Origin of the sequence: Bradyrhizobium sp. SZCCHNR1017 (assembly GCF_032381375.1) — a bacterium.
Classification (GTDB): Bacteria; Pseudomonadota; Alphaproteobacteria; order Rhizobiales; family Xanthobacteraceae; genus Bradyrhizobium.
Map to the genome: position 1 here is coordinate 55,234 of NZ_JAUHIR010000006.1, position 15,075 is coordinate 70,308.

Here is a 15,075-nt window from a genome sequence, read left to right on the forward strand (position 1 = left end):
GCGGGGGAGGTCGCATCGCATCGAGAGATGCGATGCGGGTGGGGGATGCTCTGGAAAGACTGCCGTTGTGGCGCCCCCACCCCAGCCCTCCCCCGCAAGCGGGAGAGGGAGCGCACCGGCCGAGCGGCGATAACTCGGATCCAAACTCATCATGGATGAGACTTCGTTTCCTTCCACTGCGCGCGAAACCACGCCCAGGTCTGCCGCGTCACGGCGACGTATCCCTGCCCGCGATATTTGATCTCGCCGTCGACGATCGCGTGCAGCTTCGGCAGCGCATGGAACGGCACCGCCGGATAGGCATGGTGCTCGACGTGATACGGCATGTTCCAGGCCAGCCAATGCACAAACCGCGTGGTGAGGGTGGTCCGCGTGTTCTGGAAGGCGCTCCTCGCATGATCGCAGCCGGTGTGCTCGGCGTAGAGATAGGGCCGCAGGATGAGTTGTCCGACGAGCAGCGGCAGCACCCAGACCCACAGCAGCAGCGCGCTGTGCAGCACCAGCGAGGCGATGAGCAGCAGTGCATAGCCCGCGACATAGGCGCGCGCCTCCCGCACGACGATCGCCCGGCGGCCCGCGGGGACCCACGGAACCGTCACCTCGCCGGTCACCGCATGCTTCAGCAGCAGCCTGAGACGGCCGGCCACCTGGACCAGGCCGGAATAGGCAATCGCGAGTTGCGTCTCGGAGCGCGGCTTGGGACCGACGATCAGCTCCGGATCGCGCAGGGGATCCTGGGTGTGGCGGTGATGCTCCCAATGGAACAGGCAGTAATATTCATAAGGCAGTCCGATCAGGAAGCCGGAGAGATAGCCGACCGCGAGGTTGAGCCTGCGGCTGTCGAAGGCGGTCTTGTGTGCGGTCTCGTGCACCGCCATGAACAGGAACGCGATGAGCACGCCCTGCACCGGCAGCAAGGACAGCGCCCAGAGCACACCATGCGTCGATGCGATCGCTCCGATCAGCGCACCCACGCCGATGATCGCGCCGTAATGGCTGAGCGTGCGTAGCACGCCCTGCATGTTGGAGCGCGTGCAGAGCTGCTGCAGCACCGGCGGTGTCAGCCGCTTCGGACGGGGCGCGAATTCGTCGGTGGGCACGTCGGTCATGTCGAGCTCGGGTGTCAGCTCTGGAGAAGGGCGGAGACGTTGGCGTTGATGAAGTCGCGATCGGCCGGGATGCGGACGGGATTGCCGGCCCGGTGGCCGTGGATCGACGGAATCGGCCGCAGCACGGCGGAGCGCGCGTTGACCAGCCCGGGCAGTTCGCGCTCATTGTCGCGCCAGTCGAAATAGCGGTCGGTCCGGCCCGGCATCAGCAGCATATGCGCGGCGATTGCCGACAGCGCCCGATCGAGATCGCCGCCGAACGCCGCGCAATTGCTGATGTCGCCGCCCTGCCAGATCGCGATCTGCGCCAGCAGATTATCGGCGTCGCGATGCGCGAAGGCGGTGTCCCAGGTCGCGGCGAGATAGTCCTCCTGCGAGCCAAAACCCTGCTCGCGCCAGACCTCGTCGCGGTAGAACTCATAGGACATCGCCCAGCCGGCATAGATGCGGCCCATGGCGCGCAGGCCGGCGACCGGCTTCTCGACGAAGCGGCCGTTGCGGAACGCGGGATCGGCCGTCAGCGCCGCCTTCACGGCATCCAGGAACAGATGGTTATACGGCGAGCAGCGCGCGCTGCCGCACACCACCGCCGCACGCTCCACCATGTCCGGATGGAGCGCGGCCCAGTGATAGGCCTGCATGCCGCCCATCGACCAGCCATAGACCAGCGCGATCCGGCTGATCCCGAACTGTTCCTCCACGAGCCGGCGCTGCACCGCGACCGCGTCGTGATAGCTGATCGACGGGAACGGCGCGTCGCCGAACAGTTCGCGCGTATTCGAGGGCGACGACGACAGGCCATTGCCGAACAGGTTCGGAATGATGATGAAGTAGCTGCTCGGATCGAGCGCGCCGCCGGGCGCGACCAGCCACTCGGTGTCGACGTGCTGGGCGCCGAACGAGGTCGGATAGAAGATGACGTTGTCCTTGGCCGCGTTCAGCGTGCCATAGGTCTTGTAGGCGAGCCGCAGTGACGGGAACGTCACGCCCGATTGCAGCACGACGTCGCCTGCCTCGAAGATCTGATAGTCGCTGCCGGTCGCCATGTGCGTGTGTCCGGGTGAGAGGTGCCTTGAGCCTACGTGATGCGTCACCGGCTCACACGCCCATTTTTTGGCATGGCATGACCGCGCAAGAGGCGCAGGCGGCAATCGCATCAGCCGAGGCCATGGGTTCGTACCCTCGCGGCCGCTCAAGCCCGAGCTTTGTCCGGATCGCGTGCCCTCTGAAACGTGAGGGCGCAGGGAAGACCGGGAGCTCGCCGCCCCCATGGCCCGCCTGCGAAAAAAATGCAGGCGGCAGGAACCACAGGTTCGGCTGGGACATCCCGGCCTTCCCTGCGCGATGGTCTTAACAGCTGCTTCGCGCTCTCCCTGGGGACCGGCTGTGTTGCCCCCATCGTCGGCGTGATGCGCTTCCGCACCATCATCCGGCTTGACCTCAGCATCGGGAGGCCAGGACCACGCGACTTGACTGTCCGCATCGGATCGTTCGTCGGCGCGACACCGCGCTGCGACCCGCTACGGCCACCGCATCCCTGCCTCGCGTCTCGTGACGACCGCGCGTACGCCCCTCATCGATGAGGCAGGATGGGCGCAGTAGAGCACACTTTCTGGAAAAACGAAAGAAAAATTTTTGCCGGTCGTCCGGACCGTCTGATCCGCCCGGTATCACGACCACCGTCATTCCGGGGCAAGGCCGAGAGGCCTTGAACCCGGAATCTCGATATTGTCTTGCGTCCATTCTGAACGACTTCGAGATTCCGGGTTCAATCGTCAACACGCAGCCGCTCCGCGCCTGCGCATCGACGATTGCCCCGGAATGACGGAGAATGGCGACGGCCCAACCTTCTCGTGATGCGCTCAAGCTCACGGAAACCTTGTGTTTCGCTTTCCTCCGCTTGCAATCCGGTGCGGCCCCTTCCAGCTGACGAGCAGAGGCCGTATGACGGCCCGACGCAACGGAATGAGACATGAGCACAGCGATCGAATTCGGCCTGGACACGTTCGGCGACGTCACCCGCAACGCGGAGGGCGCGATGGCCGCCCATGCCCAGGTGATCCGCGACGTTGTCGCGGAGGCGGTGCTCGCCGACCAGCTCGGGCTCGATTTCATCGGGCTCGGCGAGCACCATCGCGGCGATTTCGCGATCTCGGCGCCCGAGGTGGCGTTGGCGGCGATCGCCGCGCGCACCACGAAGATCAAGCTCGGCTCGGCGGTGACGGTGCTGAGCTCGGATGACCCGATCCGCGTGTTCCAGCGCTTCTCGACGCTCGACGCGGTGTCGAACAGCCGCGCCGAGGTCATCCTCGGCCGCGGCTCGTTCACCGAGTCCTTCCCGCTGTTCGGCTTCGATCTCAAGGACTACGAGGCGCTGTTCGAGGAGAAGCTCGATCTGTTCGTCAGCCTGCTGTCGCAGCAGCCACTGACCTGGCAGGGCCGGTTGCGCCCGCCGCTCAGGGATCAACTGGTCTATCCGCCGGTCGAGCATGGACGGCTGAGGGCCTGGATCGGCGTCGGCGGCAGTCCCGAGTCCGTGGTGCGCGCCGCGCATTACGAGCTGCCGCTGATGCTCGCGATCATCGGCGGCGACCCGAAACGGTTCGCGCCCTATGTCGAGCTGTACCATCGCGCGCTCAAGCAGTTCGGCCGCGAGACGAAGCCGATCGGCGTGCATTCGCCGGGCTATGTCGCCGACACCGACGAAGTGGCGCGCGAGGAGCTGTGGCCGGACTACAAGACCATGCGCGACCGCATCGGCCGCGAGCGAGGCTGGCCGCCGATGGGCCGCGACGAGTTCGTCCAGGAGGCCGATCACGGCTCGCTCTATGTCGGCTCGCCGGAGACCGTGGCGCAGAAGATCGCCGCGACGATCAAGGCGCTCGGCCTGTCGCGGTTTCAGCTGAAATACTCAGCCGGTCCGCTGCCGCATGCGAAACTGATGCGGAGCATCGAGCTGTATGGCAAGGTGGTGGTGCCGAGGGTGAGGGAGTTGCTGGCGGAGCAGTAGGCCGGCTACGCGGTCCTTCACCATGTCCGCAACCGCGCCCGGCCCTTGCATCACGGACCTGGATCAAGGGCGCGAGCAAAACGGCTCGTTCAGGACAATCCAAGCGAGCCGATTAACAGAGCCTTCGTGACACGCATCGTAGGCTCGATGTCGCGCGTGCCTGCTCCGATCAAGGGGGCGCAATCCGATCGGTTGCCCGGAGGCAGACGACAAGCTCGCGAGCCTAGGAACGAACTGATGTTGCTGAAGATCGTCGCGGTGGTCTACGGACTCTGGTTCGTCCAGGCCGCGTTGGAGCCCGGCTTCTACGACACGCCGTCTCACATGGCGAGCTCGACGCTCGCGCTCGGCGGATTGCTCGCGCTGTTCGATCACGCCTTCAGGATGGGCTGGCTGTCCGCCAACATCTGGCGGACCGTTGCGCTTGTCTACGTCGCCGACGGCCTGGTCCACGTGGTCCCGAGCGCCAAGGCCCTGATCGAGGCACAACGTTTCGAGGTGCTGGCGGGCGCTGCGGCGATCAGCTTCGTTTTCCAACTCCCGATGCTCTTCAGCTTGTGGCGATTGTCGTCTCCGTCCACGCGCTCGGATCAGACCGGTCTCGCACGCATGGCCATGCGATAAGCGTCAGGCCCTGTCAGCCTTCGACATCGCTCACCGCCTCATACCAGCCCGGGCAACGACGGCCCGCGCTCACCTGCCGCCAGCCGCGCAAGCTCCCCTGCCGTCCGCGCCAGCACACCGTCCCAAGCCATGGGCTTCTCCTGCCTGAATAGCCGCATGGTCGGATACCACGGGGTGTCGGCGCGATCGCGCAACCAGCGCCAGTCGAGCGCATAGGGCAAGAGCACCCAGACCGGACGGCCGAGCGCGCCGGCGAGATGCGCCACCGACGTGTCGACGGAGATGACGAGATCGAGCGCGGCAACCGCGGCCGCGGTCTCGGCGAAGTCGCTCAGCAGCGGCGCGAGATCGATGACGTCGGTGCCAAGCTCGGCGAGCCCTAGCGCATCATCCGGCCGCGGCTCCTTCTGCAAGGAATAGAGCTGCACGCCCGGCATCACCAGCCGCGGCAGCACCGCCTGCGCGGTGAGCGAGCGCTGGCGGTCGCCCTTGTGCCTGGGATTGCCGGCCCAGACGACGCCGACCTTCAACGACGGCGCGCGCCCGAGCACGTTGCGCCACGCGGCCATCTTGATCGGATCGGCCGCGAGATACGGCACCTCGGCCGGGATCGTCTCCAGCGTGGTGCCGAAGATGCGCGGCAGATCCATCAGCGGCGCCTGCAGGTCGAATGGCGGCAGCGGCGCGCCGCGTGGCACCACGGTCACGCCCTCCAGACGGCGCAGCAGCGGCGCGATCGCCGGCTGCACTTGCAGCACGACCGGCCCCCCCATCATCCTGACGCGATCGATGTAGCGCACGAATTGCAGCGCATCGCCGATGCCATATTCGGCGAACAGCAGCAGCGTGCGTCCGTCGAGCGGCGCGCCCTGCCATTCCGGCGCGTCGAAGCGCGGCATGCCCGCGGAGAGGTCCGGACAGTCGCGGCCCCAGCGATGCTCCGCAAAGCCGTTCACGAGGTCGCCGCACATCAGCAGGAAATGCGCGTGATTGTAGCGGGCGAGCGCATTGTCGGGCGCCAGCGCGATCGCACGATGCGAGGCGGCCAGCGCCGCGTCGATGTCGCCGGCGTTGCGCAGCGCCACCGCGAGGTTGGCGTGACCCTTGGCGTAACCGGGATCGGAGGCGACGGCGCGGCGATGCGCCGCGACGGCCTCGATGGTCTCGCCGCGCATCTCATGGATGATGCCCAGATTGGTATGCGCCGGGGCGTGATCGGGCTGCAGCGCCAGCGCGTGCTCGCAGGCGGCAATCGCCGCATCGAGCTGGCCTGTCCCGCACAGGCAGGCCGCGAGATTGCTGAGCACGACCACATCGGTGGGATCGAGCACGGCGGCGCGCCGATAGGCCTCGACGGCCTCGGCCGGGCGGTCGGCCTCATGCAGCGCGTGCCCGAGCAATCGCGCGGCATTGGCATCGCCGGGCGCGAGATCGCAGGCCTGACGATACTGGACCGCGGCGTCGGCAAAGGCGCGCTGCTTGTAGAGCACGTCGCCGAGGGCGAGGTGGAGGCCCGCATCGGCCGGCTGCGCCGCCAGCGCATGCAGATAGGCCGGCACGGCCTCGTCATATCTGGCCTGGTCGGCGAGCACATGCGCCAGCGCCCGGCATGCACCGGGATAGGAGGGCTCGCGCTCGAGCAACGCGCGATAGGCTGCTTCCGCCTCGGCAAGCCGCCCCTGCCGGTTGAAGGCGAGCGCGAGATTCCAGCGCGCGTGCAACAGCGCCGGATCGAGCGCCAGCGCGTGGCGATAGGCGGCCTCGGCCTCGGCGAAGCGCGACAGCTCGAGCAGCGCGCTGCCGAGCCTGCTGTGAATCGCCGCATCGAGCGGCCGCAAAGCCGCTGCGCGCGCGAACGCATCGGCGGCGCCCTTGCGCTCGCCTTTCACGGCGAGCGCATCGCCGAGCGTGACATAGGCCGGCGCATGGTGGGGATCGCGGGCGAAGACGCGCCCGAGCAGCTCCGCACCCTCCGCCATGCCGCCGTCGGCGAAGGCGAGGATCGCGGACAGATGCAACGCCGGCAGATGATCCGGCACCGCTTGGAGGATGTCGCTGCACAGCGCCTTGGCCGGACCGGCGCGCCCCGCATTGTAATGATCAGCCGCCTCGATCAGCAGCCGGTCGACAGCCACAGCCCCCATGATGTCCCCACCTCTCGCACTCGAATGCAAGCTTCAACGTGCGGCCGGGCGATTCCAGGCGAGACTCCAGGCCGAGCCGGCTCAGCCTGCCGCCACCTCCATTCGCATGGCCGCCTCGCGGGCGCGCTCGACGTCGGGCGTGCGATAGGCCGCCTCCGGAATGGTGCCCAGCCGCGACTCGTGAAGGCGCGCGCCCAGGCCATAGAACTGCTGGAAGCTCATGATCAGCGGCCGCCATTTGTCCGGGTCGATGCGGTCACGCGTACCGTCCATCAGGATGGCCTCATCGACATGGACCCGCTGCACCCGCACCTCGAAGCACTGGATGTGCCCCTTCAGGATCGCGTCGTCGTCGGCGATGCCATGCACCGACTCGATGCGGGCTTCGAGCTGCACCGCGCATTCCGCGACGCGCGGAGCCGCAACGGTTTCCGACGCCGTTGCGGTCAACCCGGCGGCGGCGAACTTGTCGGACACGTGGCGGTAGCCCTTGCGCTGCTTCATCGCCGGCACCGGGTCCGATCCCGTGGTCAGCGCCAGGCGATCGACGGCGGCGACGAGATCGACCGACGGCAGGTTCAGCACGCACTCGCCGGTGCGGCGCATGTTCTGCGGCGTCTTCGATCCGGCGGCGAGGCCCAGCATGCAGCGCCAGCCGAGCCAGAATGCCGACGACATCGGCGCGAGATTGAAGCCGCCGTCCTCGTTGACGGTGCTGATGAGGACGACCGGCGTCCCGAAATAGAGGATGCCCGGCTCGATGGTCGTATGCATGGAAAGCTCTCCAGGGTGATGCATCTCGGCGGCGATTGCGCGCGCCGCGCGGACGGGGCTCAGGCCGCCGTCTCACTCGGAGAAGTTCCTCGATGGCAGCGAAGCGCTCCACCCGATTCCCGAACGGGCCGGATCAGGCGCGCCCTGGGTTTGATCTGGAGATTGTCTGCGCGTGCAAGGCTGCGGCAGATGGCGATCCCGGCATGACTCGAACATGCGACCTACGGTTTAGGAAACCGCCGCTCTATCCAGCTGAGCTACGGGACCGGAGCCTGCACCGAAGTGCACCTGCTTCGCCGCCTCCATAGCAGACCCCGCCACCGACCGGAAGCCTCTCCGGTCGGAGCCTGGACCGGGCGGCCGACCGGGGCACAACGATGTTCGGGTCCCCTGAGGGGACGGCGACGGGAACGCAGCCGCGCGATCCCGGTTAGAGCGGGGCCGCTCATGCCCGATCACACCCCCGTTTGGGAGGGGCGGTTTGACTATCCGGACGGCAGCCGATGGTCTAAGAGAACGGCGCCAATCCGGAACCCGGCCTCGGGATTGCCGTATTGGTCGTGCCTGAGCGCATCTCGTGGCCGGCCAGGCGTCCGGCGCCACGAGGTCCGCTCGATCCAGCGCGCCTGCCCATTTCAGCCGAGGGACACAGACAAGTCGATGCTCATCCGGTCGGTCATTTCAGGCGTGTTCGCGAGCTTCCTCTCCATCGCCGCCGCAAGCGCGCAGGACACCCGCCACCTGCTGGAGTCGAAGGAGTCGCTCTACAACAACATCTATGTCTATGAGCAGGCGCCCTACCGCAGCATGACGTTCGGTCACAACCGGCGCATCTATACCGAGAGCGTCTACAACACCCAGGACGAGCTCGATCTGCCGGTCGACTATACCCGCTTCATGACCGCGAGCGTCATGTACGCAAAGAATGTCGGCTCGGTCCTGGAGATCGGCTTCGGTGGCGGCCGCACCGCCTGGTACCTGCACCGCTTCCTGCCCAAGGTGCAGGTGACGTCGGTCGAGCTCGATCCGACCGTGCTGGAGCTCGCCAAGAAATATTTCGGCATCAAGGAGGAGCCGAACTTCCACGTCGCCAACCGCGACGGCCGGCTGTTCGTGCAGGAATCCAAGGAGCGCTACGACATCATCCTGATCGACGCCTATCGCGGACCGTTCGTGCCGTTCCACCTGCTGACCAAGGAATTCTACCAGCTCGTCAAGGAGCATCTCGCCGAGGGCGGCGTGGTGGCGCAGAACGTCGAGCCGTCGACCATGCTGTTCGACGCCGCGGTCAAGACCATCCACAGCGTGTTCCCGCAGGTCGACTTCTACGAGGCCGGCGGCAACATCGTGATGGTCGCCTATCCCGGCGACGAGCGGAAGCCCGAGGATCTCGCCGCCATCGCGCAGGAGCGCGACAAGGAATTCGGCTTCCGCTACAAGCTCGCCGACATGCTGGCGCAGCGCAAGCGCATCGACATCGATAACGGCCAGGTGATCGACGCCAAGGCCAAGGTGCTGACCGACGACTTCGCGCCGGTCGAGGCGCTGAAGAGCATCGAGCGCCACAACAAGAAGCTGCCATGAGCGCGCCGGTGTCCCGCGCCGGCATGCTGGCGATCTATCTCTGTTCGTTCCTGGTCGGCTGCGTGCTGATGGGCTTCGAGATGCTCGGCAGCCGCTACCTCAACCCGTATTTCGGCAGCGGCATCGGCGCCTGGGCCAGCCTGATCTCGACCGTGCTGTGCGCGCTCGCGATCGGCTATTTCGCCGGCAGCGCCATCGTCGACCGGCAGCCGACGACGCGCACCATCGGCACCATGATCCTGATCGCCGCCGCCTACATGGCGCTGGTGCCGGCGACCGCCGACACCGTCATGGCCGACATCCTCGACAGTATCGGCGACGGGCCGATGGCGACGCTGATGGCCTCGACCGCGCTGCTGCTGGTGCCGCTGACCCTGCTCGGCACCTTCTCGCCGATCGCCGTCAGCCTGTTGACGCGCTCGGCCGGCGAGGCCGGCCGTGTCGCCGGATTGGTCTATGGCGTCTCGACCATCGGCAACGTCGTCGGCACGCTCGTCACGACGTTCGCGCTGATTCCGACGATCGGCTCGCGCGCGATCACCTATTATTTCGCCGTGGCGCTGGCTGGCTGCGCCGGCATCCTGTTCATTCCCTTCGGCAAGAAGACGTCCTGATTTTCATCATTGAAGAGCTTTGCGGATGACTGAGTTCTGGCCTCGCCTCGCCGCCACCGCGACAGCGGCCGTATTGCTGCTGATGTCGCCGACCGCCTACGCCGCGGACGCGCAGATCGAATTGTGGGACGGTCAGCGCGCAATGGCTGTCATCGCCGATCTGCTGCGGTTCACGCCGCGATCGATGGGCGAGCCGGGACATCAGAAAACGATCGACTACATCAAGGCAGCGATGGCCAAGAGCGCGCCGGACGCCGTGCTCACGCAGAGCTTCACCGCCAAGGGCGATGACGGCAAGGCGATCCCGCTGACCAACATCATCGCCCGCTTCCAGGTGCAGAACCCGCGGCGCGTCATCGTCGCCACCCATTACGACAGCATCATCAAGGCCTATCGCGATCCCAAATCGCCGGACGCACCGATGCCGGGCGCCAACAACTCCGCCTCGGCGGTGGCGCTGCTGCTCGAGACCGCACGCGTGCTGTCGCTGTCGCCGAAGCCCGACGTCGGCATCGACATGATCTTCTTCGACGGCGAGGAGGGGCCGAAATCGCTCGGCGCCGGCGATCCGACCTGGCGCCCGCTGGGCTCGCCGCATTTCGCGGCCAACCTGAAGACCTATTATCCGACGCACAAGCCGGAGAAGGCAGTCGATTTCGACATGGTCTGCGACAAGGATCTCAAGCTGCAGCCGGAGCCGTCGTCGCTGGCCTCGGCGTTGCCCGAGGTCAAGAGGTTCTGGAGCATCGGCAGCCGTATCGCGCCATCGGCGTTCTCGCCGGAGCCCACGGCGTATCCGATCAGCGACGACCACACGGCGCTGCAGCAGGCCGGCATTCCGAGCTTCCTCGTCATCGACTTCGACTACGAGCCCTATTTCAACACCACGCAGGATACGATCGAGCAGTGCTCGGCGCAGAGCCTGGAGACCGTCGGCCGCACCCTGCTGCGCTACCTCTATACGCCTTGATACGCCCGAGCTGCGGCAGGCGCCGCGCTCAGGCCGCCCGCGGCCGCGCCGTCACCGCGTCCGACGCGACTGCCGATGCGCGCGCCAGCAGACCCGGCACCAGCGCCTCGGCCGCCTCCGCGCCCGAGATCACCACGGCCTCGACGCCCGCTCCGGCATTGCCGCCGCCGGCGATGACGAGATTGCGCACCGGCGCCTTCGCGCCCTTCAGCCGTCGCGACTGCGCCACGCCATAGATCGCGCCGGCGCTGGCGAGATCATAGCGTGCATAGGTCACCGGGCTGGCGTCGGTCCGATAGACGATATGCCTGGACAAGTCGGGAATGACGGTCGCGGCAGCGGCAACCATGGCATCGCCGAGCTGCTGCTTGCGGGCCTCGTAGTCCGGCGAGCGCCGCCACGCCTTCCAGTCGTCGCCGCCCTCGCCCGGAAACCAGCGCGTGGCCTGATCGTGCGGCACGAGGGTGATGATCGTCATCGTGGCATGGCCTTCGGGCGCCGCCGACGGGTCGAGCTTGGACATCACGGCAAGGCCGATTCCCATCGGCGTATCGAGATGCGTGGCGGGCGCGATGTCGGGCACGATGTCGAGGCCGAGATGCACCGAGAAGCACGACGTCGCCGGCGCGAGGGTGCGGGCACGCTCGCGAAAACCGGCGGGCAGATCGTCGGGACTCAGAAGCTCGGTGAAGGTACGGCCGAGATCGGCATTCGAGACCACCGCCTGCGCGCGGACCGTGCGGCCGTTGCCGAGCACGACGCCGACGGCGCGGCCCTCCTCGACCAGGATGCGGGTGACCCTGGATTTCAGATGCACCTCGCCATCCCTGGCGGTGACCGCCTCGGCGAGCACGTCCGCGAGGCGGCCGGAGCCGCCGACCGGATAGAAGCCACCCTTGAAATAGTAGCCGAAGATCGGGACCATCTGGGCGCAGCTCAGCGTCTCGCTGCCGTCGCCGAGATAGCCCGACAGCGCATTGAGATAGGCGATGAGTTCGGGATCGGAGACATGGGCGGCGACGAGCTCGTCGAACGGCCGGTTCATCCACCTGAACGCCTGCGGATGCTTGCGCGGGAAGGCCAGCATCTCCTCCAATGTGGCGGGCATGCCGGGAATGCCGCTGCGACCCTGCCCCGTCGCGTACATGCTTTCGAAAATGGCATGGATGGTGTCGAACAGCCGGGTGAGCCCGTCCGCGCTGGCGGGAAACATCTCGCAGAGCAGTCGGACATAAGCACGCCAGTCCGCTGGCACGTCGACGCGGCGGCCGGCGAGACGGTAGGAGTGGGTGACCCGCCGCCACTGGATGCGGTCGGCGACGCCGAGCCGGCGCAGCACGCTGTCGACAGGCCCGCCCGGCCAGACGCCGGAGAAATCGTGCGGCCCTGCATCGAAGCGATACAGCACCGGCTTGTTGTCGTGGTGAGCCTTGCGAAGATAAGTGTGGCAGAAGCCGCCCGGCACCACGTGGTGATCGAACACCTTCACCTTCAACCCGGACTCCGCGAGCAGGGCGGCGGCCGTCAGCCCGCCGATTCCGGCGCCGATCACCGCGACGTCGCAGTCGACGCCGGCCGCGGGGGTGAAGCCCGGTGCCGGCCAATGGCACTCCTCGCGCGCGGCCCGCATGCGCAGCAAGGCCTGGCGAATTGCGAAGCGCGGGCCGAAGATCGAGATCAGCGCGCCGCCGACGACGATCATCGTCGCGATCCAGGAGGCGACGCCGGCCCAGCGGCACAGGCCGAGGACCAGGAACAGGACGCCCCAGAGCCCGGTCATCATCATGTTGATCAGGTGGAATTGGGGCGTCGAGGCGCTGTCGGCATAGGCCGAGCGGGAATAGTCCGCGGTCCAGGGACGGCCGACGACGAGCGAAGCGAAGCTGATGAGGCCGAGCCCTGCGAAGGACAGCCACAGCGCGTTGCCGGCCGTCCAATTCGGCGCGACGTCGTTGGCGATCGCCAGCACGACGAAAAGGGCGAGGCTTCCGAGCTCCAGCAGCGCGAGCTCGCTCCGGGAGGCTCGCCAGACGTTGGCGGCGAGCGCCAGGGCCAGCGCGGACCACACCGCCCATGCCGGCTGATGCCAGGCCAGCAGGGTCCAGAACGCGACGAACGGCAACAGCGCCAGCTTGACCGTGAGGAACACTTTCATCGCAGCCTCTCCTCCGCACCGGGCGGCGCAGCTCATCTTTCCATTGTCAAGATATTCATAGAAGCGCTTGCCCGGTCTCGTCAACACCAATCTTTCCAACGTCAAGATTAGTTTCGTCAACTACGGCGGGATGAAAATGGTGGAAAAATGCTGCGTATCGTTCCGGCGCCACAGCAAGGCGCGATTCACGAACGGCGCTGCCGTCATTGCCGGCCCGACTGTGGCAACGAGATCACGGAACCACGGCAGATAAAGAAGAAAGTCTCAATTTACGCAGCATTGGAGTCACACCCCGCCGCAAAATGGCGACAATCTCCCGTCATCTGAGGCGGGGAGCCGCTGAGGATTACCGTTCGTGTACCCACCCCGCCTGCCAGTACTGGTCTTTGCAGCGATCACCTGCCTGCCTGCCGTGCAACCTCAACGCGCGCATGCGGAATGGTGGAGCCGCTCCCCGACGGATTTCGAGGAGTGTGCCGACGCTGCCGAGAAGTCCGCCTCCAAGGAGGAGAAGACGGCGGCGCTGGCGCAATGCAACGCGAAATTTGCCGGGAGACGGAAGCCGGGCGGCGGCTACGTCTATTACGACTTCATGCAGGATCGCAGCTTCGACATCGCCGGCCCCAATCCCACGGCCGAAGAGCAGAAGTTCATCGACCAGCAGTATACGCAATACCTCGAGCGCCAGCGCCACGCCAACATGAGCTCGGCGATGATGTCGCGGCCGCAAACGCAGGACCTCCAGCCCTCGCTCCGGGACATGACGGCGCGGGCCGCGATCGAGCCGCCGAAGCCGGCCATGCCGGCCCCGCCGCCGCAACGGCCGAACAAGCCCCCGGCCGCGACCGCGCAGGGCGGATTGCCGCCGCCGACGTCGAACGTGGAGGCACGCGCCCGCATCAAGGCAGCGCAATGCGCCAAGGACGGCTGGCGCCGCGATTCGTTCTCCTGCAACTTTCCGGTCCTGTCGGAGAAGCTCGACGAGCTGAAGCGGATGTTCACCGGCCCGAGCCAGGCCGCAGCCGCACCGCCCGGAGCCAAGGCGCCGAAACGGGCCGAAGCCCGGAACTGAGCCGCGCGCGACACGTTCCCCTGTGCGACGAATCTGACCGCGGCTTGTAACGCCGCGTGCAAGCCCATAGGTTTGTCGGCGCGGGGCGCAGGAGCAGGTCATGGGTCTACTCGATATCCTCAACGGCATGCAGAACGGCCCGAGCGGGCCGAGTCATCCGACCACGCAGAAGAACGGCGGCATGTCGCCGATGACGATGGCGATCCTCGCTTTGCTGGCGTGGAAAGCGGTGAAGCATTTCTCGCAGAATGGACAGCAGCCGAACGCGGCGCCTGCGCCAGTCCCGCCGCCCCAGCCGACCGGGAATCAAGGCGGACCGCTCGGCGGTGCGCTTGGTGGCGGATTGAGTGGCGGCCTCGGCAACATCATCGCCGGCGGCCTGGGCGGTCTGCTTGCGGGCGGCGCGGCCGGCAGCGTGTTGTCGGGCGGGCTCGGCGATCTCCTGCGCCAGTTCCAGGACAAGGGCCATGGCGACACCGCGAACTCCTGGGTCTCCCCCGGCGAGAACAAGCCGATCTCGCCCGGCGATCTCGCCAATGCGCTCGGCGCCGATCAGATCGATCAGCTCACCGCGCAGAGCGGGCTGTCGCGCGACGAGCTGTTGAACGGGCTGAGCCAGTACCTGCCGAAAGTGATCGATCAGCTCACGCCGGACGGGCGGCTGCCGACCGAGCATGAGTTGGCGGGCCGGATCTGACGCTCCGCGATCGTTGACGGGAAGGACGAGACTCATGCTGCACATTCTGATCGTCGGGCTGGTCGCCGGCTTCCTGGCGCGGCTTCTATCGCCGGGTCCCAACAATCCCTCCGGCTTCATCCTGACCATCGTGCTCGGAATCGTCGGCGCGTTCATCGCCACCGCGATCGGGCAGGCCATCGGCCATTACAGCCCCGACCAGGGCGCGGGCTACGTGACCGCAACCCTCGGCGCGATCGTGGTGCTGTTCATCTGGAACAGGCTGGTCGCGAGCGGCACGATCCGCGATTTCAATCGGTAACGGCCTCGCGCCACGTCATCG

13 protein-coding genes and 1 tRNA gene are annotated in these 15,075 nt (G+C 66.9%); 8 read left to right on the forward strand and 6 right to left on the reverse strand.

The window, feature by feature from the left end; genetic code table 11:
- Positions 1–149: 149 nt before the first annotated feature.
- Positions 150–1,109 (reverse strand): fatty acid desaturase family protein, encoded by a 960-nt coding sequence (locus QW863_RS16665; protein ID WP_315715270.1) that lies wholly within the window; start codon positions 1,107–1,109, stop codon positions 150–152.
- Between the two features lie 14 nt (positions 1,110–1,123).
- Positions 1,124–2,155: an alpha/beta fold hydrolase gene (locus QW863_RS16670; RefSeq protein ID WP_315715269.1), complete on the reverse strand. Its 1,032-nt coding sequence runs from the start codon at positions 2,153–2,155 to the stop codon at positions 1,124–1,126.
- A gap of 926 nt (positions 2,156–3,081) precedes the next feature.
- On the opposite strand from QW863_RS16670, the gene QW863_RS16675 reads away from it, so the two are divergent.
- Positions 3,082–4,119 carry an LLM class flavin-dependent oxidoreductase gene (locus QW863_RS16675; protein WP_315715267.1) on the forward strand — a complete coding sequence of 346 codons (1,038 nt, stop codon included), beginning with the start codon at positions 3,082–3,084 and terminating at the stop codon, positions 4,117–4,119.
- Positions 4,120–4,356: 237 nt separating this feature from the next.
- Positions 4,357–4,743, forward strand: a complete 387-nt coding sequence (locus tag QW863_RS16680; RefSeq protein ID WP_315715266.1) for a hypothetical protein — start codon at positions 4,357–4,359, stop codon at positions 4,741–4,743.
- A gap of 38 nt (positions 4,744–4,781) precedes the next feature.
- Here the strand turns inward: QW863_RS16680 and QW863_RS16685 are convergent, their stop codons facing one another.
- The 3 genes from QW863_RS16685 to QW863_RS16695 all read right to left on the reverse strand — a co-directional run bounded on the left by QW863_RS16685 (position 4,782) and on the right by QW863_RS16695 (position 7,928).
- Complete coding sequence (locus tag QW863_RS16685) at positions 4,782–6,887, reverse strand: tetratricopeptide repeat protein (protein WP_315715265.1); 2,106 nt, start codon at positions 6,885–6,887, stop codon at positions 4,782–4,784.
- Positions 6,888–6,968: 81 nt separating this feature from the next.
- Positions 6,969–7,661 (reverse strand): flavin reductase family protein, encoded by a 693-nt coding sequence (locus QW863_RS16690; protein ID WP_315715264.1) that lies wholly within the window; start codon positions 7,659–7,661, stop codon positions 6,969–6,971.
- Between the two features lie 190 nt (positions 7,662–7,851).
- A tRNA-Arg gene (locus tag QW863_RS16695) sits at positions 7,852–7,928 on the reverse strand.
- 393 nt (positions 7,929–8,321) lie between these two features.
- On the opposite strand from QW863_RS16695, the gene QW863_RS16700 reads away from it, so the two are divergent.
- The 3 genes from QW863_RS16700 to QW863_RS16710 are packed head-to-tail and all read left to right on the forward strand — an operon-like array spanning position 8,322 to position 10,829.
- Entirely contained in the window at positions 8,322–9,245 is a 924-nt protein-coding gene (locus QW863_RS16700) for a fused MFS/spermidine synthase (RefSeq protein WP_315715263.1), read from the forward strand.
- On the forward strand, positions 9,242–9,859 hold the full coding sequence (locus QW863_RS16705; protein WP_315715262.1) for a fused MFS/spermidine synthase: 618 nt from the start codon (positions 9,242–9,244) through the stop codon (positions 9,857–9,859). Before QW863_RS16700 ends, QW863_RS16705 begins: the two co-directional genes overlap by 4 nt.
- Positions 9,860–9,884: 25 nt before the next feature.
- Positions 9,885–10,829 (forward strand): M28 family peptidase, encoded by a 945-nt coding sequence (locus tag QW863_RS16710; RefSeq protein ID WP_315715261.1) that lies wholly within the window; start codon positions 9,885–9,887, stop codon positions 10,827–10,829.
- Positions 10,830–10,857: 28 nt separating this feature from the next.
- Here QW863_RS16710 and QW863_RS16715 read toward each other — a convergent pair whose 3' ends face one another.
- On the reverse strand, positions 10,858–12,984 hold the full coding sequence (locus QW863_RS16715) for an NAD(P)/FAD-dependent oxidoreductase (RefSeq protein ID WP_315715260.1): 2,127 nt from the start codon (positions 12,982–12,984) through the stop codon (positions 10,858–10,860).
- A gap of 370 nt (positions 12,985–13,354) precedes the next feature.
- Here QW863_RS16715 and QW863_RS16720 point away from each other — a divergent pair, with 370 nt between their 5' ends.
- From QW863_RS16720 to QW863_RS16730, 3 genes are all read left to right on the forward strand, one after another.
- The gene (locus QW863_RS16720) at positions 13,355–14,056 is read left to right on the forward strand and encodes a hypothetical protein (protein ID WP_409977942.1); all 702 of its coding nucleotides are present in this window, start codon (positions 13,355–13,357) and stop codon (positions 14,054–14,056) included.
- Between the two features lie 100 nt (positions 14,057–14,156).
- On the forward strand, positions 14,157–14,753 hold the full coding sequence (locus QW863_RS16725; RefSeq protein WP_315715258.1) for a YidB family protein: 597 nt from the start codon (positions 14,157–14,159) through the stop codon (positions 14,751–14,753).
- Positions 14,754–14,787: 34 nt separating this feature from the next.
- Positions 14,788–15,054 carry a GlsB/YeaQ/YmgE family stress response membrane protein gene (locus QW863_RS16730; protein ID WP_315715257.1) on the forward strand — a complete coding sequence of 89 codons (267 nt, stop codon included), beginning with the start codon at positions 14,788–14,790 and terminating at the stop codon, positions 15,052–15,054.
- Positions 15,055–15,075 lie beyond the last annotated feature (21 nt).

Bases quoted from the DNA above. Each gene is read 5' to 3' on its own strand.
- QW863_RS16665 (WP_315715270.1), bottom strand. From the start codon at position 1,109: ATGACCGACGTGCCCACCGACGAATTCGCGCCCCGTCCGAAGCGGCTG.
- QW863_RS16670 (WP_315715269.1), bottom strand. From the start codon at position 2,155: ATGGCGACCGGCAGCGACTATCAGATCTTCGAGGCAGGCGACGTCGTG.
- QW863_RS16675 (WP_315715267.1), top strand. From the start codon at position 3,082: ATGAGCACAGCGATCGAATTCGGCCTGGACACGTTCGGCGACGTCACC.
- QW863_RS16680 (WP_315715266.1), top strand. From the start codon at position 4,357: ATGTTGCTGAAGATCGTCGCGGTGGTCTACGGACTCTGGTTCGTCCAG.
- QW863_RS16685 (WP_315715265.1), bottom strand. From the start codon at position 6,887: ATGGGGGCTGTGGCTGTCGACCGGCTGCTGATCGAGGCGGCTGATCAT.
- QW863_RS16690 (WP_315715264.1), bottom strand. From the start codon at position 7,661: ATGCATACGACCATCGAGCCGGGCATCCTCTATTTCGGGACGCCGGTC.
- QW863_RS16700 (WP_315715263.1), top strand. From the start codon at position 8,322: ATGCTCATCCGGTCGGTCATTTCAGGCGTGTTCGCGAGCTTCCTCTCC.
- QW863_RS16705 (WP_315715262.1), top strand. From the start codon at position 9,242: ATGAGCGCGCCGGTGTCCCGCGCCGGCATGCTGGCGATCTATCTCTGT.
- QW863_RS16710 (WP_315715261.1), top strand. From the start codon at position 9,885: ATGACTGAGTTCTGGCCTCGCCTCGCCGCCACCGCGACAGCGGCCGTA.
- QW863_RS16715 (WP_315715260.1), bottom strand. From the start codon at position 12,984: ATGAAAGTGTTCCTCACGGTCAAGCTGGCGCTGTTGCCGTTCGTCGCG.
- QW863_RS16725 (WP_315715258.1), top strand. From the start codon at position 14,157: ATGGGTCTACTCGATATCCTCAACGGCATGCAGAACGGCCCGAGCGGG.
- QW863_RS16730 (WP_315715257.1), top strand. From the start codon at position 14,788: ATGCTGCACATTCTGATCGTCGGGCTGGTCGCCGGCTTCCTGGCGCGG.